This is a genomic window from Nostoc sp. DSM 114160, from assembly GCF_053470305.1.
Window position 1 is genome coordinate 2525432 of sequence record NZ_JBPFGO010000001.1, and the last position, 22692, is coordinate 2548123.

Genomic DNA, 22692 nt, shown 5'->3' on the forward strand with positions numbered 1-22692 from the left:
AGTCGTTGGTCATTGGTCATTAGTCATTAGTCTTTACCAAGGACAAATGACGAATGACTAATGACTCTTTAAAAAACAGGTCAGGTTATTTGCTTGACCTGTCTTTTATTTAGTAAAAGACGTAAAATATCGCATTTAATTTAAAATCTAAAATTCTCTGAAAAGTTATCTTAAAATAAATTTGTACATTTGTACTATGTAATGGTTCAGATGGGCAAGAGCGAAAAAATATGGCAAGAGCAATCGAGCGAATAGAGCAGGATATTGCAGCACTCCAAGAAGCGATCCGGGCGATCGCAATCGAACTACAAAGCGCTTATGCTAGTTATCTAAACACCTTGGGGCTAGCTGTACGCAAACAATTGATTCTCGCGAGTTACCACCTCTGCACTCAAGGATATCCCGAAAACTTTTTGCATTTATCATTGAATCAGCGCCAACAATTGCAACAAGCCATCCGCAAGTTGGGTGAACTCGCAGCTGAACAATTGCTCATTTATCTTACAAGTGAAGAATCAGGGGAAAATGAGGTAGATGAGATGGATGAAGGAGATGAAATGCATGAAGTGGATGAGGAAGTAACACCCTCTTCATCTTCACTATTTCTTGACACTTCCAATTCTCAGTATCTCACTGCCAACACCTCCGATCCTATAGAACTGGCAAAATGGCAACAAAAATTAGAAGAGGTTGCGCAAGATATCCTGAAAAAACTTTCGCACGATGCTAATCTTTTGTTACAAAAAGCTGGAGTATTGCCGAAAAAATTACCAGAGCCGATTTTAGCAGCAGCGGCGGCAGCATCAGAAGCATCTGCTGAGGTCATGCCAGGGCCACCCAATTTATTAAACTTAGTAATTGAAATTGAAAATGAGCAACAGTCAGAAGATTCGGGACTGACTCAAATCATGGCTATTAACCTGCGGCTAGGAGAAATTGAATTTGCCGATGTGACACTTTCCTCCGATCGCAAGCGAATCCGCAGTATTTTAGTTCAGTTAAACAAACTAGGACGAGAGTATAAAAAAAGATATAAAGAAAAGGCGATCGCTGAAGCGGAAGCTGCATGGCGCGCTAGTTGGTTTGAGGATTAGTCATTTGTCGAGAGTCAAATGACCAATGACTAATGACCAATGACCCTTCGGGTGACGCTCCTGCGTCGCTAACGCTGCGCTAACGCCAGTTGCTCATGGGGGAAACCCCCAAGACCGCACTGGCTCACCAATGACTAATGACCAATGACCAATGACCAATGACTAATGAAAAACCAGATTGGATACGATTGCACAAAGCCTTGGCAATAGAAGCTGAACGTGGCTTTACAGACTTGATGGGCAGAGAATACCGTTTCAGTGAATTTCTGAGCCTAACTTTGGGCAAATTCCCAACAGGCTTACCCCATACTGAACGCCGCCGTTGGCAAGGATTAGCGGTGCAATTTGCTAGTTATCCACATCTAGCACTGGAAGAAAGGCAGCATTTAGTAGCAGAGACTCGTAGGTATCTTTCCCAAGTACAGCAAGAGGAGCAGCGGAAGGACGAGCAGGGGAGCAGCACTTCGGCTCCTTTCGACTTCGCTCAAGGCAAGTCGCTCAGTGACCGAGGAGCAGAGGAGCAAGGGAGAATTTATAAATCCAAAATTAAAAATCCAAAATCTCCAATTGTTACTGAGGTGAGTCGGAGACTTGCACCAAAAATTGAGCAAAAGCTCAGTGATTTACCAGAAATAGGTTTTAAAAAAGCTGATAATTTGGCACGGCTTGGTTTATATACCGTCCGTGACTTGCTTTTCTACTATCCTCGCGACCATATTGATTATGCGCGTCAGGTGAATATCCGCGAGTTACAAGCGGGTGAGACGGTGACAATAGTGGCAACGGTAAAGCGTTGCAACTGCTTTACTAGCCCTAAAAATCAGAAATTATCAATTTTAGAATTGGTAGTAAAAGATAACAGCGGTCAAATCAAAATTGGCCGTTTTTACGCAGGTACGCGCTTTAGCAGTCGCGCTTGGCAAGAAAGTTTAAAACGCCGTTATCCAGTAGGTAGCATTCTGGCAGCCTGTGGATTGGTGAAAGAAAGTAAATACGGCTTGACATTGGATAATCCAGAATTAGAGGTTTTGGCAAGTCCAGGAGATACGATTGAGTCGCTAAATATTGGGCGGGTAGTACCAATTTATGGACTAACTGAAGGCGTGGTGGCGAATACAGTACGACAGGCGGTAATTGCTGCTTTGCCTGCTGCGGCTAATTTGAAAGATCCTTTGCCAAGCGGTTTGCGGCAGAAGTACGGTTTGATGGAATTGAAAGATGCGATCGCTAATATCCATTTTCCCAGCGATAGCGCCGCTCTACAAGTTGCCCGTCGTCGCCTAGTTTTTGACGAATTTTTCTACCTGCAACTTGGGTTACTGCAACGTCAACAGCAAGCAAGAGCGATTCAAACCAGCGCCGTCCTTGTTCCACGCGGTCAACTTGTAGAGAAATTCCACGAAATACTGCCTTTTCAACTCACTGGCGCACAGCAACGAGTTCTCAACGACATTCTCAACGATTTACAAAAACCCGTGCCAATGAATCGTTTGGTGCAAGGTGATGTCGGTTCTGGTAAAACAGTCGTCGCCGTGCTGGCTATCCTTGCAGCAATTCAATCTGGCTACCAAGCGGCGCTGATGGCTCCCACAGAAGTTTTGGCAGAACAACATTATCGCAAGTTAGTTAGTTGGTTTAATCTGCTGCATTTACCAGTGGAATTACTTACAGGCTCTACTAAAGCTGCTAAACGAAGACAAATACATTCTCAGTTAGGAACTGGTGAATTACCTCTGTTAGTGGGAACTCATGCGTTGATTCAAGACCCCGTAAACTTCCAACAACTAGGGTTAGTAGTCATAGATGAACAGCATCGCTTTGGGGTAGAACAACGGGCACGTTTACAGCAAAAAGGCAATCAACCTCATGTGTTAACTATGACAGCTACCCCGATTCCCCGAACCTTAGCATTGACCCATACATGGGGATTTGGATGTGAGCCAAATTGATGAGTTACCACCGGGACGGCAAAAGATTCAGACAACAGTATTGTCAGGTCAGCAACGCAACCATGCTTACGACCTGATCCGCCGAGAAATTGTCCAAGGTAGACAAGTTTATGTGGTTTTGCCATTGGTGGAAGAATCAGAAAAATTAGATTTGCGATCGGCTGTAGATGAGCATCAAAAGCTACAAGAAAGCGTTTTTCCCGACTTTCAAGTGGGGTTACTGCACGGTCGCATGAGTTCAGCCGAAAAGGATGAATCTATTACCAAATTCCGTGATAACCAAACGCAAATTTTGGTTTCTACTACTGTTGTTGAGGTTGGTGTAGACGTACCTAATGCTACAGTAATGCTGATTGAAAATGCAGAGCGATTTGGCTTATCACAACTGCACCAACTGCGGGGGCGCGTTGGTCGTGGCGCGGCTCAGTCTTACTGTTTGTTGATGAGCAGTTCTAGGAGTCCTGATGCTCAACAACGGTTGAAGGTGTTGGAGCAATCTCAGGATGGCTTTTTCATTTCCGAGATGGATATGCGTTTTCGCGGACCAGGGCAAGTACTGGGAACTCGTCAATCTGGAGTGCCAGATTTTACCTTAGCGAGTTTGGTTGACGATGAGGAAGTTTTACTTTTAGCGCGGCAAGCAGCCGAGAAAATTATAGAAATGGATGTTACTTTAGAGCGTTGGTATTTAATGAAAGAAGAATTGAAATATCGATATGAGCGCTTAATGGGTGGGGCGATTTTGACGTAATATATCTCATACCAATTCAATTAATGATTGCAACATATCCTTGGGTAAAGACACGATGAATCGCGTCTCTACAAATAGCGATCGCCCTTACGGAGACTAATAGAAGAGAGATAAAAGCTGTTGAAAATATTAAAAAATACAATAATGGAGTTGCTAATTTCTCTTCAAGTTGAGGTGGAGCTTGTTATTCACCATTCTCGTCGGTTGCGGAATATTGTAGTCAAGCGCCTTGAGTTACCAGGCTTGAGTTTTAGGGTAACTCCAGATTCCACAATTGGCGGTTGTCCAATCGAAGCACTCGATATTCCACCAAGGGCTAGTCATCCAGATGGTGAACCTCGCTATGACTTGTTGAACTTCCGGTTGAAGACTAAATTAGACTGTTCTCATTTTCACCGTGGGCAGAAAGTTTTGGTTGAGAAGCTTCTGCTGCTTGAGTAGTTTGAGATGGTTGGAAGCGATCGCTACGCCGCCGCAGGCATCGCACCTTTTTTGTCTGACCTCACAAAATCGCGTTGCTCCCTCTAAAGGTTACTGATTTTGTCATACATTCGTCATACAAACTCTCCTTGAAGTCTGACAGAGCAGTGGACTTATTTTTTAGTTATATTAGACGTTTGACGGGCGAATAAACCTTGCTCGCCTAATACTTTTGCTAGTTTTACCGCAAATTCTCAAACCTTTTAGTACCATCTTCTTCCATGTATAGGACACGATTTAATATATCGCGTCCATTTTCTAATTCAGCATTTATTGCATTCACAGCTTCTTTGACAATAGTAATTTGCTCATTTCGAGATAAATCTCCCTGGCAAATGAATACAATACCAGCGTGGATTTCTGTAGTACGAGCAAACTTTTCAAAATCCCGAACATTTGCTGTTACAAGAATACGCTCTTGATTAAAAGCGTATTCTAAAACTTGATAATCTTTTGCACCAAGTAACCCCCGATCTCTAACAGCAATTGCATCAATAAAAAGCTCGTTACACAAGTAACGTGCAACGGCTGGTGAAATATCCTCATCAATTAGGAATTTAATTCTTTTTAGGTCGTCCAACACTTGGGTAAGCTTTCACGTAGACTTGAGCAAATTTTATATCTTCTTCAGTCAAATAAGGATAGTCTTCGTGTATAATCTCTAGTGACTCGCCTCTATCAAGCATTGACCCAATATGACGAACCGTAAGCCGAGAATTAGGAAACACTGTTTCTCCGCCCATTATGTTCGGATCGGAAACTAAATTTTCTTTCCACGCCTGAAAACGTTTGATAAATTCTAATACTTCCTTGGCAATAGACTCAACTTCTATTTTTACAAATCTTGCTATTTCAATAGTTGGTAACTTTTGCTCCAAAGCTCTAACTAAGCTTTGATAAAGAGATGAGCGAAAATCAACAGTAATAAAGTCTATCTCTTTAATTAAACGTAGATAAACTAATGCGGCGAAATTAAGTCTTGGAGGATTATATTCAGGAAGAATTCTATATTCTACTTCCTTATAAATCTTCTTTGTTGGTAATTCAACAAATGCAGCAGCTTCAGTAGGGGTAAAAGTTTCTATATACATACGCATTAACTCCAAGGTTTCAACTCTACATTAACCTAGAAAAAATATAGACAGGTTGTTACTTTTTAAACTTTTTTTGACATATATTTTAATTAAATAAGTAAGAATTCAGCACTTATAATAATTTAGAAATAATTTAATATGATTGGTATATTGATTAATCAAATTTTCTCCAGATCGTTTAACTATTCTGACTCCTGAATTCTTACAAAAATAAATTATTCCCTGTATAGGGAAGATTTTAGCACTTGTTCAAAAGTGTTGACAACAGTTTATTGCCTTATCTTTGGATACTAAGTAAAAATTTCTCAGTTCTTTATGTCTAGACAAGTGTATGGAGAAAGGGGTAGGGTTTGAATAAAACACTAGCAGTATTTTGATGTATGACAAATTAATCGATTCATGACTAAGCCCTTCAAAGGAGAAACCCGCCCCCGTCAGAATTGGTCAGGCTCCCCGGTGTAACGAGTCGTCTGTTAATATTAGGAGTTACGCAAAAACCCTCTCAAACTCTCATTTCTCCGTGACCCTTTGCGGCCTCTGTGGTTCGTTTTCCGTTACCTGTGCGTAAGTCCTAAATATGTTTCCCGAAAATTACCTGACTCTATCGCTTGTAACTTAATCTAGCGCTAAATACCTTAAAGTAGAAGTTTTTTACCCTATGTCGCATAACCCTCTATTTCCCGACATCCTGCATCTATTCATTATCAGAGAATCAGGTATTGAGTTGAAATGCGCGACATAACCAACAAAGTTTTAACAGGTTGATTACACGGTGCTACTTCTCAAAGTGTTTAAATTACGATCTTTACTGAATTTGAGCATAGGCTTCATAGACACCCTTCACGTTGTACCAGTTGAGAAAAATTCGGGCAATTTCTAAAGCCAATTGTGGTTTACCTAAATTAATTAGCCATTGCAATAACGGAGCCATTGTCCGTTCATTCAGTGTGCCGTTAAGTGACAAAATCCCCCAAAGTAAGCGATGCAGCCAAGTCATTTGAATCATCATTCGTACCTCCCATGTGGGATGCTTCTGATAAAACAAAACTCCCATACGTCCGCGTTGAATTTCTTGGTCAATTAATCGGGGAATTTGCTCTAAGTTAAATGCTGGATGCCAGTGATATCCTACGGCTTCTGGACATTTAATTAGTGTCAAACCTAGTTTTTTTAGTCGCACACCTAACTCTAAATCTTCCCAGCCATAGAGTTGAAAACTGGTGTCAAAAAGTCCGGCTTTATCTAACCAATGTTTAGGAATTGCTACATTTCCGGTAGCAAAAAAAGCTGCGGAAAAATCTGTGACTTTGTAGGGTTCAGCAGTTGGATTGTCGAAATTGCAAGTATTAATAACTGCGCCGTAAGTAAACAAGCGATCGCTCCCCAATTTCTCTTTTCCCTGCAATAATGCAGTAGCATGAGCTTGCAGGAAATTCTTCAGCACTACTAAATCGCTGTCAATAAAGATAATTGTGTCTCCCAGCGCCTCTTTTACCCCCAAATTCCGCGCTGCAGCTGGGCCAGCATGATCTTGCTCAAACCAGCGCACATGGGGAAACTCTTCTTTGTGTGCTGCTAACCACTCCAATGTGCCATCAGTAGAACCATCATCTACCAAGACAATCTCGTAATCAGTAACCACACTTGGCTGACTTAACTCCTGCAACTCCAAAGCGCGGAGGCACTTTTCTAAAATCGGTTGGCGATTATAAGTCGGTATCACAACGCTGAAAAACACAGTCTCACCCACAACACTATTGATTTATCCATCTCCAGGATAGGACAGATAGGGCGCTGACACTGTTCCTTACTTGATTTGAGCTAAGGAAATAGTCAGAGGTGATAATTTTTAGTTAATTAACTTATAACCTCAGCTTAATCATTATCAACTAAAGTAAATTATAAAATAATATCCTTTTATTATTAATAACTTATTAAGTATTTCAAATACAGTAATTTTTCAGAAATTAGAGTTTATTTTTACTAATTTTTTCTGCCACACAGAGGAAAGTTGAATGTCTAAATTAAGTCGTAGAGAAATTTTAATATTTCTTGCTGGCAGTGCTGGTGCTGCTATTTTGGGAGACAAACTTCTAAATAGTTTTGCTAGTGGGGCAGATGCAAAAACGTCTAGTATCAGCTTTACACCTGTACGCTTACCACATCCCCTACCAATTTATCAACAGCATAAAAATTTCTTGCCAAAAAGAATCGATCAGGGAGAAGTTGTTTATCCATCTGCTGATATTAAGTTAAGTAACTATAACGTTATTGATGATGTGATAGTACCGCCAGAGTACGAACGTTATGTAATTGTCAGTTGGGGCGATCGCGTCTTTCCCAACAAAGATGATTATTTCGGTTACAATAACGATTTCACTGGATTTATTCCCCTTGGGAAAACTAATGATGTCGGGTATTTATGGGTGAATCATGAATACATTAGTTTTCCATTTTCTACTTTAGTCGTAGAAGATTCATCCGATCTGAAAGGACTGCCCGACGCATTTGAAAACGTAATTGGTTGGGCTTTACCCTCCAGCAGAAATATTGAAGTTGAAGGCGAATTTTTATATAATCAAGGCGGCTCAATCGTTCGTATCTCTCGCCAAAATACAAGTAAACGTTTTGCTGTAGTCAAAGATGCTAAAAATCGCCGGCTTCATGGTCTTTCTGGGTTGGGTATCAATAGCCAACGCAATGATGACTACAAAAGTATCACAGCTTGGGGAAGTCGCAATCATCAAAAAGGTGACAAAAATTATTTAATTGGAACTGGGCCAGCTGCAACCCAAGTTTTTAATCTATCCTCTGATGAATTGGGCAACAAAATTATTGGTACTGCCTTTAATTGTTCTGGCGGTAAAACTCCTTGGGGAACGATTTTATCTGCGGAAGAGAACTTCCAAAATAGCTTCACAGAAGGAGTCAAAGCTAATGGTACTCAGATAGATTATACAGACAAAACGATTGGCAAGACTTTTGGATTAGTTGGCGAAAAATACGGCTGGATTGTAGAGATTGACCCGAAAAATCCGAAATTCCGCCCCCGCAAACACACTTCGTTAGGTCGTTTTCGCCATGAAAATGTTGCCCTGCGCGTTGAAAAAGGTAAGAAATTGGTTGCTTACTTGGGTGATGACAGACGTGGGGGACACACTTGGAAATTTGTCAGCGCAAACACGATTTCTTCACCCACCAGTAAAACTAACAGTAGTTTATGGGAAAAGGGAACTTTGTATGTTGCCCGTTACAATCCAGATGGTACAGGTAAATGGATACCGTTACTTTTAACTACTGCTACCAATCCAATTACGCCGACAGTTCTATCTTCTGTAGAATTTGCTGCGTTACAGAAAGTTCAAAAAGAAGGTCTTTTACCGCTACCGAGACGTAGTGGCATTGCAGGTGAAACCAAAGATGGTGGTACATTTAAATGCGATCGCACTAACGAAGCAAAAGCACTACCTGATTATCAAAATAAGAAACTCTCTGACTTCTACTCTAGCCAAGGTGCTGTTCTGAGTGATGCCTTTTTAGCTGCCAACTTAGTTGGGGGAACTCCCACAGCGCGTCCCGAAGATATAGAAGTGCATCCAACCACCAAAGAAGTATTCATTGCCTATACTGATGGTGCGCCAGGAAGTGATGGTTATCCTGATTCGCGGATTTTTCAAGTTGCTAAGTTAAACACAGATGCCAATGCGACTCAGCAATCAGGAGGACTGTATAAAATTATTGAAGATAGTGCCGATGCTACAGGTTTAACCTTCCGGTGGCAGAGATTTGTCCAAGGTGGCGAAGCCGGTTCAGTTAATGGTGCTGGTTTTGCCAACGTTGATAATCTAGTTTTTGACAATCAAGGAAATGTTTGGGGTGTCACGGATATGTCTACCGACACTCACAACGGTTTTAATGTAGGTGCTGAAGGTAAGCAAACCAAAATCGATCATACAGTTAGTGGTAATGTTTCTGATTTTACCGGAGTATTCGGTAATAACTGGCTGTTTTATATCCCTACCAGTGGTGCAAATGCTGGACAGGTAATACCGTTTGCTCATGGCCCAGTGCGTTGCGAAATGACCGGGCCAAGTTTTGTCGGAAATACACTAATTATTTCAGTACAGCATCCTGGTGAAGATTGTCCAATTAACGATGGTACAATGCTGAGTCGCAGCATTGAATTACTAGATTTGAATGGTACTACATTCAATCAAACTCGAAGTTTACCTCGTGGCAGTAGTTGGCCGAGTAATATATCGAAAACTGATGGTGGTAAGGAGCAAGCAACAGGTGTTCCCCGACCATCTGTAATTGGTATCTGCCCGAAAAATTCTCGCACGAAGTTTATTTAACAAGACAGAATTCCGAGTTAAATTTTGAACGAAAAAGCTAGGCGTTGCATCTCTTAGAGATGCAACGTGACTTATTATTGTGAAATTTCATAGACAATAAAGGCTTTAGTTAATTACAGAATAAATCTCAATTAATCAAGATATAATCTGGGGTTAATTTAGGACTGCTATGGTTGCGAAAATCAGGCATGGAGATTTGCTTGTTCCTGCAACCAAGGATCTACAGGTTGTCCATCTTTGCGGCGTAATTCAATTTCCACAACCATCACTTCTTTGGAACCAGGAGGTGCAGGTTTTTTATGGAAAATAATATCATAATCTTCTGGATTGTGTTTATGTTCTTTCAACCATTCCTGTACCTTGGTTGTGGCAAAAAATGATTGCCCTTGCTCAAACATTCGGGTAATCTGCAATTGTAGTGTGTAAGGATTTATGCGACCCATTTTCTACCGCCTTTGTTAAGTTAATTTGAGAACAAGTAATTTACTTACTGGAGATAATCTAATGTTAATCTGACCTAACCACACATGGCACTTCCCATACAGGTAGAACTTCCAGTTTCAACGCCCTGTTATCTGTAAAAACAAAGTCTGAACCTTGTTTGGTGGATGGTCTAACAAAGCCTCAATGCTTTCGCATTTTGTCTTCTACTGGTTGATAAATTATTATTTGTACTGCTTGACTTTCAACATCTTTAGCAGTAATCACAACGTAGTAATATTATAGTACGTATCTCATCAAAAAGCGTCACAAACTTGACTGCGCTCTCTAACTAAAGTTGTACGTACACTCAGGACAGGAAAACGGATTAGTTAAGGATTGCTCAGAATTTTACACTGCCTTTACAACATTTAACTACTTAATTCTGTTATAGATTGGAGAGAGGCAAGCCGCTTCAAAAACTGACCAACAGACTGAGATGGTTGTTATGCAGAGCAAAAATCAAGCTGTTTTCGCTTTAATTGTAAAAAGCACGATTGTATTTTTACCCTTATTGTTATCCGTTGGAATCGCCAGTGGACAATCTGCACCATCATCCAACCCAGCACTAACTCCGACTCCGGTGTTATCGAATTCAGAACGGGAAGAATTAACACGACTACGAGCAGAAAAACGAATTCAACAGCAAGTCCAATCTGATTTTAAGAATACTTTTAGTCGCACAACCATATTACTCGATGTTTGGCTAGTTATACTAAGTCTTTTTCCAGTCGCAGTCATTGCTTTGTTGTGGCTGTTGCGACGGGTGATAATTAGGGAAATTGTTGATAGGGCAATGCAACAAGTCCAGGGAATGGAAAAATTACAAAATCAGCTAACCACTGTTAAACAAGAAGCTGAAAATGTTATTCAAGATGCGAAAAAAATAAATTATGAATTAGAACAGCAAACGACTGCTTTACAACAAAAAATTAAAAACGAACAAGAAAATGTATCTATTCTGATATCCGATTTAGATTTAGCGAAAACGCAGGTATTAACTAGATTGGAAGCGGAACTAAAAAAATCTCAAGAAAATATAAAAAATTTAGAGTTGAAATTTGCTTCGGGGTTATCTAAATTAGAGTTTGATGCTCAACAACAAAAAGATATAGCACTGGAAAATTTAGGAAAATTAGCATCTGCGATCGCAGAAGAACTGTCTAAGTTAAAGTTAGGTGTGCAACAACAGCAAGAACTAACCGTTGCTGATTTAGAAATATCAAAGTCTGAGTTCATATCTCAACTTTCTGGATGGCAGTCTGATGCTCAACAAGAAAAAGATATAATTTTTGAAAGCTTAACAAAATTACAGTCAGAATTTGTAGAAAAGTTATCCGAATTACAAGTTGATGCTCAAAAGCAAAAAGAGATTGCCGTTGACAGTTTAGGTATATTTGAGCAGGAACTTAAATCCCAATTATCTGAATTGCAGGTAGATACTCAAGAACAAAAAAATAAAATTATTGCCAGTTTAGAAGTATTGCAGTCAGAATTTAAATTTCAATTATCTCAGTTACAGTCAGATGCTCAAAAATCCAAAGAGCTAATCATTGAGAATTTAGAAAAATCTGGCTCTGAGTTTAGTTCGCAATTCTCAGAATTCCAATGGAATGCTCAACAACAAAAGATTCTCATTTTAGAGAAGTTAGAAAGATTAGAAACTGAGTTTGCCTCTCAACTCTCTGAGTTACAATTGGATGCCGAAGAAAGAAAGGATCTGATTCTTCAAGAACTAACTGAAATTACGCCGGAATCGATTATAGAGATGGTAAATTCTGAAGTTCAAGAAGAAGTACAAGAACAGCCGCAACAACCGGAATTCACTGCTGATGAGTATGTAAAACAGGGAGACGATCTGTTTTCTCAAAGGCGCTATGAAGATGCGATCGCAGCTTACAACCAAGCAGTTAAAATCCAACCTGATGAACCTGTAACTTGGTTAAAACGTGGTCTAACTCTGGGAAGGTTAAAACGCTACCAAGATGCGATCGCATCTTACGATCGAGCGATTGCGATTCAGCCAGATTATCATCAAGCTTGGTGCGATCGCGGCGTTGCTTTTGGTAACTTACAACAGCATCAGCAAGCCTTTGACTCATTTGATAAAGCTACACAAATCAAACCAGATGATGCCGTTGCTTGGTTAAATCGCGGTCTTTCCCTAGTAGCATTAGAACAATACGAAGAGGCAATAATCTCCTTTGAGAAAGCGCTGGAATTCCAACCTAATTCTCCCAAAATCTGGGATAAACATGGTTATACATTAGTAAGATTAGGACGCGATGATGAAGCGATCGCTAGTTTTAACAAAGCCTTAGAAATTAAGCCAGATTATGCCAGTGCCTATTACAACAAAGCAGCCTGTTACGCACTGCAAAGACAAGTTGACCGATCTCTGTTAACTCTACAACAAGCGATTGAACTTAATCCCAGGTATAAAGAAGACGCAGCAACCGACCTCGATTTTGATGATATTGCCGACGATGAACGTTTTAAGCTGTTAATTGCAGAATAAAATGTCGTTTGTCATTTGTCATTTGTCATTTGTCGTTTGTCATTAGTTATTCTCTCCCTGCTCCCTGCTCCCTGCTCCCTGCTCCCCTGCTCCCCTGCTCCCCTGCTCCCCTGCCCCCTGCTCCCTGCTCCCTGCTCCCTGCTCCCTGCTCCCCTGCTCCCCACACCTGGGTTATGTTCGCTAGACATGGCTTTGAGTTTAGATGTAAAAGAATCAGGGCGATCGCTTGTTTCGGGGGTAAATTGCCCAATTGGGGCATGAATAGGAGCAGGCGGGAGCAGTTTTGGCTGTCGTTGATGATGGTTTGGTGACGCGAAAGGCACTGGGGACTTTCTTGTGAAGTTTGCTTTTGGCTGACAGCAGATAATCGCTCAAGGGTTGCTGAAGAGGTAAATTTCGCAGGAAGGGGAGATTTTAAGACGGTTTTATTGTCTCTATCTTCCTGCTTTCCTTCTTCTTCACTCAAAGATGTCTTTGGTTGATAACTTTTCAGTTGGAGAATTGCAGTATTGCTGTGTTGATAGCCGTTGCGAATCTTAGCTGGTGGTAATTGAGGACTCGTAACTTGCTCTACAGTGGGTTTTTTCTTGGCTGGCGGTAGAGCTGGCGCAGTCGATGACGTTAAGTTTTGAGGAAACTTGCTACAAATCATCCGTTCAAATTCCATGTTGAAATGATATGTAGCCTGATCCCGGCGTTGCCAAAATACTAAAATTTGCTGCACAGAAACCGCTTTATAACGACCTTGATATAGTGCCTCAATCACTGCCAGGTGTAGCCAATTAAGGGGGTATTGCGTTTGCCAACGCTCAACTAGCTCATTGGCACTATACCCACCAAGATCGAAACTATAGTTAATTAATAAGGCGATCGCCAAGTTGGCAGAGGTGTCTGGAAGTGTTGTTAACATGGGGCTATTAGCTTTAGGCAATAGGTCTAAGATTTGTCACCCATCGCATATTAGCCTAGCGTGCTTTTAACTACATGGTTTATTTTTCCAAGAGTTGCCGAGCCGATAGGCAGTGTTCCTTATTTTACTTGTCAACTTCTAGAATGCAACCCCACATAGACTGATTTAACAAATTCTAAGGGTTTAAGTTGCATAGCAACTGACAAGACGTTCGGCGAATGTTCAGTCGAGCCGTCGAGTCGCAGCAAGTTTTGTGGCTCTTGTCTTTATCCTCCTTGCAAAACTTAATTACGAATTACGAACTTGTACTGAGCGTAGCTGTTGGCGCAGCCTCTCCAAGAGTTGTATTACGAATTATTTTTATCGCAGATGTTCGCCCAATGGCAACTAATGCCTGATAAACCATCGCTGCAACTTCGGCGCGTGTTGCAAAACGTAAAGGTGCAAGTACTTTCGGATCTGGATAGTTGACAACTATTCCCCTTTGTGTAGCAGTAGCAACGGCTGTTCGGGCATAGTCGGGAATGGTATGACGATCGCTATATACTTCTACAACACCGCTATCAACAGCTGGTAATCCCAGTCCGTTTACTAAGGAGACAATCACCTGTAGCCGCTGCACACTTTGATCGGGGCGGAAAGTGCGATCGCTAAATCCGCCAACAAAGCCACCGCTAGCCGCGATTTGGATAGCGCTATAAGCCCAAAAATCCTTGGGTACATCCGTAAAATCAGGAGATGGGATTTTGGGAAATGGGTTAAAAGCGATCGCAACCATTGCTGCATACTGGGCGCGAGTCATGGGTTTATCTGGCTGATAGCTACCATCGGCAAAAGCATGAGTTAAATCCATCCTCGCTAATGCCTGAATAAATGGTTCTGCCCAATGTCCGTTTAGTTCGGGAGATGCAGAAAGGGGAGGAGAAGGAGACAAGGGGACAAGGGGACAAGGAGACAAGGGGAGTTGTTGAGATGAGGATTCTGTTGGGGGATCAGAAAAACTGGTGCTAAGTGTTACTTCATTGGCTGAGATCAATTCGACTAAGCCCTTGATTAGAGCAGCATTTAATTGATTCCCTACGGAAACTAGCTTTTGTGTAGTGGCATTATATAAATCAAATTCACTATGATCGCGAAAAATATTATCACCTGGATCTTCGGTATTACCTAAATCGGGGACTGCATTGCCATTGACTAATAAACCACCTTGGGTATTTTTAGCAATGAGATTTTGACGTAGCACAGGTTGGGCGTTGCGAGAAAGTGCGATCGCCGTGCGATTTTCTGATAATTTATTGTTGGCGATCGTTGGAACGGCAAAGTCACTAATTGCTATACCTAAAGGGTTTCTTTGAAATACATTCCGCCGTACTTCTCCCTGGCTATGACCTGCCATTACTAACCCGCTAGCAGTATTTTGTACAAATATGTTATCTAAAATTGCGGGTTTGGCAGTACCAGTGGTAAACACACCTTCCCGCCCACAGTTGCTCAAAGTATTGTTACTTAAAGTAGGTGCAGCCGATTCAATCCAGATACCAGTACCTTTAGCTGAGGGATTGGTGACAGTTACACCTAAAAGACTGGCATTATCTACCAAGAGCAGCGTAATATTTTGTATACCAAAACTGGGACTTTGATACTCACCACTCCCGGAAATTACAATCCCTACACCTTTGTTAGCTTCATTACCCACCACTGTCACCCCTCCAAGAATGATTAGTGGAAACACCTCACCACTAGCGGCATTGTAAGTCCCCGACTCCAAATGAATTATCGTCGGGATTTTGGTTACTTTTAAAGCACGGGTGAGGCTTTTAAAAGGACTCAACCGTGAACCAGTATTGGTATCATTCCCTGTCATAGGGTTGACATAAAGTGTGACGACGAGGGTAGAGTTCACCATTGATAGTTGAGAGTCAATTGTTTTAATTATGACAATCGTAAATAACACTACTTGTAGCAAACTTTTTCAGGGTAATATCCTTGTGTATAAAAAATATATCCATCTGACTTTTTCTGGCAAGCAGATCGTGTGTACACAAAAGTCATAAACTCTTGTGCAATATACTAAGTTCTCATCTCAATGGCATTGTCAGTCAGAACAATCGCATTGTCAGTCGAAACAATCGCATTGTCAGCCAGAACAATCGCATTGTCAGTCGAAACAATCGCATTGTCAGTCGAAACAATCGTATTGTAAGTCGAAACAATCGCATTGTCAGTCAAAACAATGCCATTGCAACTCTAAAAAACTTGTGTGTAAGCTGTCGCGTCTGCAAAGAGGAGATTAAGGGAACCAGTGAGGTCTTCTCTCTTCTCTACGAGACGCTTTGCGTTCGCGGAGCGTTCCGGAGGAAAGGCGCTAGCATCTCCCTTTGGGAGAAGAGAAGACTCCAAGAGCGATAGCGCCGACGGCAAGCGAGTCCGCGAGCGCTTGGAGTTTCCCAAGTAGAGCATCTGGCGTGTGAAGTTCTCCGGGTTTAATTCAGTAATCAAACAAACATAAAATCAAGCTCTAGTTTCGAGTTTTAATCTCGGTGTTCCGAGGTACTGTTTTGGTTAATGTATTGAGTCAGCAACCTAGAACCCTTGCTCTGTATGGAAACGAGATTAAACATTCTCATCTAGAATAGTTCCTTCTATATTGGCTCCATCCAAATTTGCTCCACTCAAATTTGTCTGGCTCAAATCTGCTTGAGTGAGATTTGCCTGGGATAAGTCAGCTACAGTTAAATCTGCACCACTTAAATCTGCTCCATCTAGATTCGCCGCTATCAAGTTTGCTTCCTGCAAATCCGCCTCACTCAATTTAGTTTCAATCAATTTAGCAACCGTCAGATCGGCCTGACTCAAATTAGCTCCATCCAAAGCTGCTCCATCCAAAATTGCTCCATCCAAAATTGCTCCGCTTAAGTTGCTATTACTGAGATCCGCATTGCTCAAATCTGCTCCATTTAAGTCTGCTTCAATCAAACTGGCGTGCGCTAAATTAGCGTGACTCAGATTAGCTCCATCTAAAATTGCTCGATCTAAAATTGCGCCACTGAGATCGGCTTCCCTTAAATTGGCCTCGCTCAAGTTGATACCAGTAAAGTCTCTGACACCTGCGGCATAGTTTTTCAGGAGTTGATCTGCTTTCATATCTGTCGCTGTGTTAAGGAACGTTTAACTAATTCGTAATTCGTAATTCGTAATTATTGAATGTAATTGCCATTTATATATACGTGGCTTTGTTTCAGTTTGGGTGTTTAAATAAGAGTCTGAAATAGTCTTTAATTACGAATTACGTTAGCGCAGTAGTAGCGAGTCTGCAAGCAAACTATTATAAATAATTTTGAACTATTTAGACTAATTGTAAATCTTCAGCAAGCGCCATGGAGGATTAGTGTGATGAATCAACTTTGTCTAGACTAGCTATTTTTAACTACTAGCGCTACTACCTAGAGTTGTGAGTTAATTTCATACTTGGGAGGGATGTTGCTCAACTTAAAAGTTTAAGCATTAACGTGAGTCTGCAATGGAGGCTCACGTTAAGCATTAACGTGAGTTCGACGAGTGCTATTTTGACCTCTCCCCCAGCCCCTCTCCTACCAGGAGAGGGGAGCAAAAACCCTCCTTACTCGTTACTTTTCCCTCTCCTTACCCAGACGCACTCGCGTTCGTCTGGGTAAGGAGAGGGAGGCTGTCCGAGAGAGGTCTGTCGAACTCACGTTAAGCATTAGTGCAAAGCGATCGCTATACTCAATTGTGGTGTTCATCTGCTAAAGGTTATGGCAAAACCAATTCCTATTCTTTTACAGATTATGATTCTTACGACTGAAGTAGATAGTTCATGTTTCCCCACCAACCACTACGTCTCGAATTCGGAGGCTAGGGCCACCACAACCCACTGACAAGCCATTTTGCCCTCCTTTACCACAACCGCCAGATTCATCCCAATAAAAATCATCACCAAGTGCCTCAATATCCGCTAAAGTTTGGAATACATTTCCCGAAAGCGTCACATCCCGGACAGGTTCAGCAATTTTGCCGTTCCTAATCATCCACGCTTCCCCAGCGCTAAAGGTGAACATTTCTCCATTGGTCATCCCACCCAACCAATTACGGGCATAAACTCCTTCTTTGATATCGGTAAATAAGTCTGCAACTGGTGTTTTACCCCGTTCAATCCAGGTATTTGTCATCCGCACAATGGGAGTAAAGTGATAGTTGAGACAGCGGGCGTTACCCGTAGGCGCTTCCTCCAATTTGCCAGCAGTTTCACGAGAATGTAAACGTCCCACTAAAACTCCATCTTTAATTAGTTGAGTCGTAGTAGCTGGTGTGCCTTCATCGTCGTAAAAATAGCTACCGCGATGTCCCTCTGGAGCTGCACCATCAAAAATTTGCAGTTCTTCTGGCCCAAACCGCCGTCCGATGGTCATAACTTCCAGCAGATCGGGGTTTTCGTAAGCCATATCAGCCTCAGAAAGATGTCCGAAGGCTTCGTGGACAAATAAACCCGTGAGAATTGGGTCAATGACTACAGTGTAAGTATTGCCTTTGACCGGTGGTAGAGATAAAGCGGCGATCGCTCTTTGAGCAGCATCTTTTACCTGTTCATCCAAACTAGTTAAATCTTCGTAAGCTTTGCGAGAGCCAGTAGTTTCCCGTCCAGTTTGTACGGTTTCGCCATTTCTAGCGGTGGCGGCAAAGCGCATTTCCATATCTACCCAAGATTGCTCGATTAAAGTACCTTCAGAAGTAGCAATGATTACTTTTTGGGCGCTATCACCGTAACGCACCGAGGTAGTGGTAATTCGGCGATCGACGCTTTTAAGCAATTGGGCATAGCGATCGCACAATTGTTTTTTCTGCGAGAGTGGGATATTTCGGGGATCGGTACCTTTTAGGGGTAGAATGCATACTGCTTGCACTGGGTCAATGGGTGCAAGTAAAGTTTCTTCATTACCAACCATCCGCGCAGCTGCGATCGCTTCTTCTATGCGCTCTTCGATTGTTGCCAGTTGGTTAAAGCAGCTCAACCCCCATCCCCCTTTATAACAAGCGCGAATATGTCCACCAATGGAGATGCCTTCACTGAGAGTTTCCACCTTGTCGCCACGCAACAAGATATCAGTCCCTTCTGCTTCTTCCAGGCGAATCATCAGATAATCTACACGCTTAGAGTAGCGGGCGATCAGGTCAGAAAGTAAATTTTGTGCCTCAGCAAGTGTAGTCGGCATTTCCAATTAGTAACAATGACGAACTGCATTTATTTTGCAATTATTTGGGGAATTTCTGCTACTTAATGTATCGGAGTTCGCCCATGAGCGGTAGGGGGAGCAGGGGAGCAGGGGAGAAGTTGCAGTAAGTTTTTCCCCTCTGCCCCATGCCCAATCTTGGTTACAGTGGGTAAGAACTCAATGATATGCTAAGATAATCAAGTGAGAATAAAATTCGGTTACATTCTTTGTTTTTAGTATTGACAGGCTTTTTCCTTTTGGTCTTAACAAACTTGCCTCCGAAATCTAAATCTCTACACACCTATGATTTTGGAGATAATGGATGTCAATTTATGTAGGTAATCTATCCTACCAAGTCACACAAGATGACCTCAATTCTGTATTTGCCGAACACGGTACTGTAAAGCGGGTTCAGTTACCTACTGACCGTGAAACAGGACGGCCACGCGGCTTTGCCTTTGTAGAGATGAGCACAGAAGCTGAAGAAACAGCTGCCATTGATGCTCTTGATGGAGCTGAATGGATGGGACGCGATCTCAAAGTGAATAAAGCCAAACCAAAGGAAGATAGAGGTGGTTCTTTTGGTGGTGGCGATCGTCGCGGCGGCGGTGGCGGTGGATACAATAGATCGCGCTACTAAGCTTTAAGATCAAAAATTAAGTTTTAACGTCTAAAGGGCAGAATCATTATCTGCCCTTTTTGGGCTCCGGTCTACTGGATGATTTTAATTGACCAGTACCAATTAAGTAACCTGAGTTCGGGATAAGCTGAAACCCTCATTACACCGTTGCTTGATTTTGGGATATATTAACGTGCTTGTGTCGTTTCAGCTAGCTAGAGGTGAATAAACCTGACTTCTCCCGAACTGAGGTTAATAATAAGCTGCACCTAATACTGCTCGGTTAAAGGGAAAAGGGTCAGGGGAAAAGGAGTGGAAGGCTGGACATATAAGGTTTTTATTTGCCCTTTAACATGAGTCCCTTTCCCTCAAAACCAGACATCAATTCCTTCTAAGCACGAGCACGCGTAATCTGAGCAGTATCAAAGTCTTGTAACCGAGTCATATTTCCGCTGTTCTTATCAACAATAAATACAGCATTAGGTGTCTCATATCTCATAGCCCCAAAGGCGAGGAGTTGACCTGTTGCAGAGCAAACTAAGCTCTGTAAGCCATTATTCCATGCTTGACCATTAACTTTCAATTGTCCTAGTCTGATGGGCTTTTTTTGATTTGGATCTAGCTGCACCAGAGTTGTCTCACCATACGCACCAACTACAGAGCTATAAAGTACTCCATCTGGTGACTCAGCTAGATTGCTGATCCGCTCATCGTCCAGGAATTTAACCTTACTAATAGAACTTATCTCTCCTGTTTGAAGGTTAATATCTACCAATCTGATTGGTGGTGTACCGTTCTTCTTACCTACTAAACCAAGAAGTCGCCCATCATTAGTACCTAGCAAGCTCCCAAGCTGTTGATTTGGTTTAAGTCCTGAGACTATCAAAGTTTTTACAGGCGTACCCAAAAATGTAATGCGAGTAGGTGTCGCCTGTCTTCGACTAAGCGCAACCGGAGTAATGGCTACAACAAGTGTGCCATCGCTTAAAGAGGTAAAACCACTCAATATCTCATTAGGCTCTAATAGAGGTGTAGTTTTATCCGTAAGTACCTGAGCCTTGCCTGTCATTAAGGATTGCAAAACTAGTCCTACAGGCTTAATATCTGTGCTTACATTATTTAGGGCAGTGTTCTCTACTAATTCAGTGGTGTTTACCTCTGTAATAGCCGTTTGGTCAATAGTAACGATCGGGCTAGAACCTATACCGACAATATTTACAGTTGGTGTTTCTGCCAAGGCTTTCTTGGTTAGATAACTAAGTCCAGATACTACAGTTCCAGCAAGTGCCAATTGTCCAAACCGTCGACGTGATAGCTTGTAATTCATATTTTCCTTCCTAGAATTAATGACTTTTATTAGGTAGCAGTGCGAACATAAGTAGGTCGGCCTAAATAATTATTGTTGGGCTAAGGCAGTTCTTGCTGGGAGCAGGGAGCAGGGGAGAAAGAGTTTGAGCCTTATTTATTTTTCTTGACACAGTTTGGTTTTATTGCACCGACTTACTTAAACAGATAAGGCTAATATATTTGCGTCCAGGTTGCTACTGAGGGTGTTCCATTGTTGTCACTAATAAAAAGCATGTACCAGCCTGGGGGTGCGATATTTCGATTGTTTATGACCGTGACCTTAAGAGAAGTAGCGTTTCTAGAAATAATCGGTGCATCGACTAACCTTTGTTCCGTATCGCAAGAATGGGTAGTTGCCATTGGTCTAATAAAACTAACCCATTTAATATTCGCAGCTTGGCGTGTCTGAATCGTAAATTGCTGCCCGTAGGTCACTGTTTGAGGAGCGCTCTGAATAACTGGACGCGATCGCGACATATACGCAGGACTATAGATTTCTAATCGCAGTTCATTGACCGTCCGTTGAGGGTTCCCTCCAGCTGCTGCAACCCTACCATCTGGTAGCAGCAAAGCCACCGAGTGATATACGCGGGGGACAGTTTGTTTAGCTACTACTGTCCAGGTATTTGTCGCTGGATTGTAGATTTCTGCTGGCAGCATTGCTTGTGTTGTGTCCTCATTCATTTTGCTACCATTGCAAACAAACACTGTGCGATCGGGCAACAAAACTGCACTGTGATGCATCCGAGCATAGTTTAAAGGCTTTGCTGCTACGTAAGTTGGATTACTAGCTTTTAAATCGACAATATTTACTCTCTTTGTTGCTGTCTTACCACTACCCCCACCGAGAATCATCACCTTTTGATCTTGTGCAGGTGGTAAAAGCACACTGGCAGCTTGATCGCCAAAAGCTATATCTTGCAGCCCTGTAACCACTGTTTCTGTAATGGATTGTGTAAATTTCTCTGGCAGGGTTAATATCCTTGGTGTCACTCCAGTAACACCCATCTGAGCACCTGAATAAAAAATTTTACCACTACTTAGTAGAAACAGATGTGCGTATGCCGGTAAAGCACTAGTTGTTGGAAAAGCGTTCCAACCATTTGGAAAGAAAGCAGAATAAATTTCTGGTTGTCTATTGAGCTTGCCATCTTTATCTGGCCCGGACACTGCTAAGACTCGACCGCTGCCTAGTGTTAACACAGTAGGATACCAGCGACCATTATTCATTGATAGGATCTTGACCCATTTTTCAGCAATGGGATCAAACATCAGAGCATAGGGGGAACCATAAAATGGGTCATAGCGCAAAGTTCCACCTGCAACCAATAACAGACCATCAGGCCGGAAGGAGTGACCAGCACAGAAAAGATCCATAGGTTGATTGTTACTATCCAATGGAGGCGCTTGACGCGAAAAGGTTCCCTTGTTTATATCCCAAACCACACTGTCATAGGGAGTATTTAACCGATTGGGATCGTTACCTGAGCCACAGAAAAAGAATATCTTACCAGTACGAAGTAGAGCGGCATGTATAGGTAGGATTGGAGCCTTGTATGACAGTACTTGCCATTTATCTGTAGTAGTAGCTAGAGCAATGGAAGTCCCTAAATCTGTTGCTTCTTGAAGGTTAGTGTTGTTATTAGGTTGAGTCACTTTATTTACAATTATTCCTACGTGAACTTCATTTTTTGTACTTTATTTTATTAATTGATTTCTCAATTTATATCTATACTTCTTTAGGCTTATTTAAGGTTAAAATATGATGCTTTTCATAATAAGGAAATATAAAATTAGATGCGATCAATAGTAATTGGGCTATTAATTATACATCCTGTAGAGTATCTAAATTAAGCCTTAACTACAT

Annotated in this window: 16 protein-coding genes and 2 pseudogenes; 7 read left to right on the forward strand and 11 right to left on the reverse strand. The window is 41.8% G+C overall.

Annotation, left to right across the window (positions count from 1 at the left end; translation table 11 throughout):
* Window positions 1-230: 230 nt before the first annotated feature.
* The 3 genes and pseudogenes from NSTCB13_RS11295 (at window position 231) to NSTCB13_RS11305 (ending at window position 4235) form a co-directional block, all read left to right on the forward strand.
* Window positions 231-1094, forward strand: coding sequence for a hypothetical protein (locus NSTCB13_RS11295; RefSeq protein ID WP_445629625.1), 864 nt, complete (start codon window positions 231-233; stop codon window positions 1092-1094).
* Window positions 1095-1252: 158 nt separating this feature from the next.
* Window positions 1253-3794, forward strand: a pseudogene (recG, locus tag NSTCB13_RS11300) (ATP-dependent DNA helicase RecG).
* A 144-nt stretch (window positions 3795-3938) separates the two neighbouring features.
* Window positions 3939-4235 carry a hypothetical protein gene (locus tag NSTCB13_RS11305; protein WP_445629627.1) on the forward strand — a complete coding sequence of 99 codons (297 nt, stop codon included), beginning with the start codon at window positions 3939-3941 and terminating at the stop codon, window positions 4233-4235.
* Window positions 4236-4455: 220 nt separating this feature from the next.
* Here NSTCB13_RS11305 and NSTCB13_RS11310 read toward each other — a convergent pair whose 3' ends face one another.
* The 3 genes from NSTCB13_RS11310 to NSTCB13_RS11320 form a co-directional block, all read right to left on the reverse strand.
* Window positions 4456-4857, reverse strand: a complete 402-nt coding sequence (locus tag NSTCB13_RS11310) for a DUF5615 family PIN-like protein (RefSeq protein WP_445629628.1) — start codon at window positions 4855-4857, stop codon at window positions 4456-4458.
* Complete coding sequence (locus NSTCB13_RS11315; protein ID WP_448272427.1) at window positions 4832-5365, reverse strand: DUF433 domain-containing protein; 534 nt, start codon at window positions 5363-5365, stop codon at window positions 4832-4834. The genes NSTCB13_RS11310 and NSTCB13_RS11315 overlap by 26 nt, the downstream gene beginning before the upstream one ends.
* 808 nt (window positions 5366-6173) lie before the next feature.
* Window positions 6174-7118 carry a glycosyltransferase family 2 protein gene (locus NSTCB13_RS11320; protein ID WP_445629630.1) on the reverse strand — a complete coding sequence of 315 codons (945 nt, stop codon included), beginning with the start codon at window positions 7116-7118 and terminating at the stop codon, window positions 6174-6176.
* A gap of 265 nt (window positions 7119-7383) precedes the next feature.
* Between NSTCB13_RS11320 and NSTCB13_RS11325 the strand changes: the two genes are divergently transcribed.
* Entirely contained in the window at window positions 7384-9723 is a 2340-nt protein-coding gene (locus NSTCB13_RS11325; protein WP_448272428.1) for a PhoX family protein, read from the forward strand.
* A 182-nt stretch (window positions 9724-9905) separates the two neighbouring features.
* Here the strand turns inward: NSTCB13_RS11325 and NSTCB13_RS11330 are convergent, their stop codons facing one another.
* Window positions 9906-10166: a hypothetical protein gene (locus tag NSTCB13_RS11330; protein ID WP_179068682.1), complete on the reverse strand. Its 261-nt coding sequence runs from the start codon at window positions 10164-10166 to the stop codon at window positions 9906-9908.
* Window positions 10167-10651: 485 nt separating this feature from the next.
* Between NSTCB13_RS11330 and NSTCB13_RS11335 the strand changes: the two genes are divergently transcribed.
* Window positions 10652-12721, forward strand: a complete 2070-nt coding sequence (locus NSTCB13_RS11335) for a tetratricopeptide repeat protein (RefSeq protein WP_448272429.1) — start codon at window positions 10652-10654, stop codon at window positions 12719-12721.
* 176 nt (window positions 12722-12897) lie between these two features.
* Here the strand turns inward: NSTCB13_RS11335 and NSTCB13_RS11340 are convergent.
* Window positions 12898-13631, reverse strand: a pseudogene (locus NSTCB13_RS11340) (hypothetical protein); the annotation flags it as partial.
* A 295-nt stretch (window positions 13632-13926) separates the two neighbouring features.
* Entirely contained in the window at window positions 13927-15537 is a 1611-nt protein-coding gene (locus NSTCB13_RS11345) for a DUF1565 domain-containing protein (protein ID WP_448272430.1), read from the reverse strand.
* Window positions 15538-15689: 152 nt separating this feature from the next.
* Between NSTCB13_RS11345 and NSTCB13_RS11350 the strand changes: the two genes are divergently transcribed.
* Window positions 15690-16040: a hypothetical protein gene (locus tag NSTCB13_RS11350; protein ID WP_448272431.1), complete on the forward strand. Its 351-nt coding sequence runs from the start codon at window positions 15690-15692 to the stop codon at window positions 16038-16040.
* 204 nt (window positions 16041-16244) lie between these two features.
* On the opposite strand, the gene NSTCB13_RS11355 is transcribed toward NSTCB13_RS11350, so the two are convergent.
* The 3 genes from NSTCB13_RS11355 to NSTCB13_RS11365 form a co-directional block, all read right to left on the reverse strand.
* A complete protein-coding gene (locus tag NSTCB13_RS11355; protein ID WP_448272432.1) occupies window positions 16245-16775 on the reverse strand; it encodes a pentapeptide repeat-containing protein in 531 nt (176 codons plus the stop codon).
* Window positions 16776-17257: 482 nt separating this feature from the next.
* Window positions 17258-17392, reverse strand: a complete 135-nt coding sequence (locus NSTCB13_RS11360) for a hypothetical protein (protein ID WP_445629636.1) — start codon at window positions 17390-17392, stop codon at window positions 17258-17260.
* Window positions 17393-17464: 72 nt separating this feature from the next.
* Window positions 17465-18859 carry a TldD/PmbA family protein gene (locus tag NSTCB13_RS11365; protein ID WP_445629637.1) on the reverse strand — a complete coding sequence of 465 codons (1395 nt, stop codon included), beginning with the start codon at window positions 18857-18859 and terminating at the stop codon, window positions 17465-17467.
* Window positions 18860-19181: 322 nt separating this feature from the next.
* Between NSTCB13_RS11365 and NSTCB13_RS11370 the strand changes: the two genes are divergently transcribed.
* Complete coding sequence (locus tag NSTCB13_RS11370; protein WP_445629638.1) at window positions 19182-19499, forward strand: RNA recognition motif domain-containing protein; 318 nt, start codon at window positions 19182-19184, stop codon at window positions 19497-19499.
* A 370-nt stretch (window positions 19500-19869) separates the two neighbouring features.
* Here NSTCB13_RS11370 and NSTCB13_RS11375 read toward each other — a convergent pair whose 3' ends face one another.
* Together NSTCB13_RS11375 and NSTCB13_RS11380 are read right to left on the reverse strand one after the other, a co-directional pair.
* Complete coding sequence (locus NSTCB13_RS11375; protein ID WP_445629639.1) at window positions 19870-20805, reverse strand: hypothetical protein; 936 nt, start codon at window positions 20803-20805, stop codon at window positions 19870-19872.
* A 191-nt stretch (window positions 20806-20996) separates the two neighbouring features.
* Window positions 20997-22481: a galactose oxidase-like domain-containing protein gene (locus tag NSTCB13_RS11380; RefSeq protein WP_448269890.1), complete on the reverse strand. Its 1485-nt coding sequence runs from the start codon at window positions 22479-22481 to the stop codon at window positions 20997-20999.
* Window positions 22482-22692: the final 211 nt, after the last annotated feature.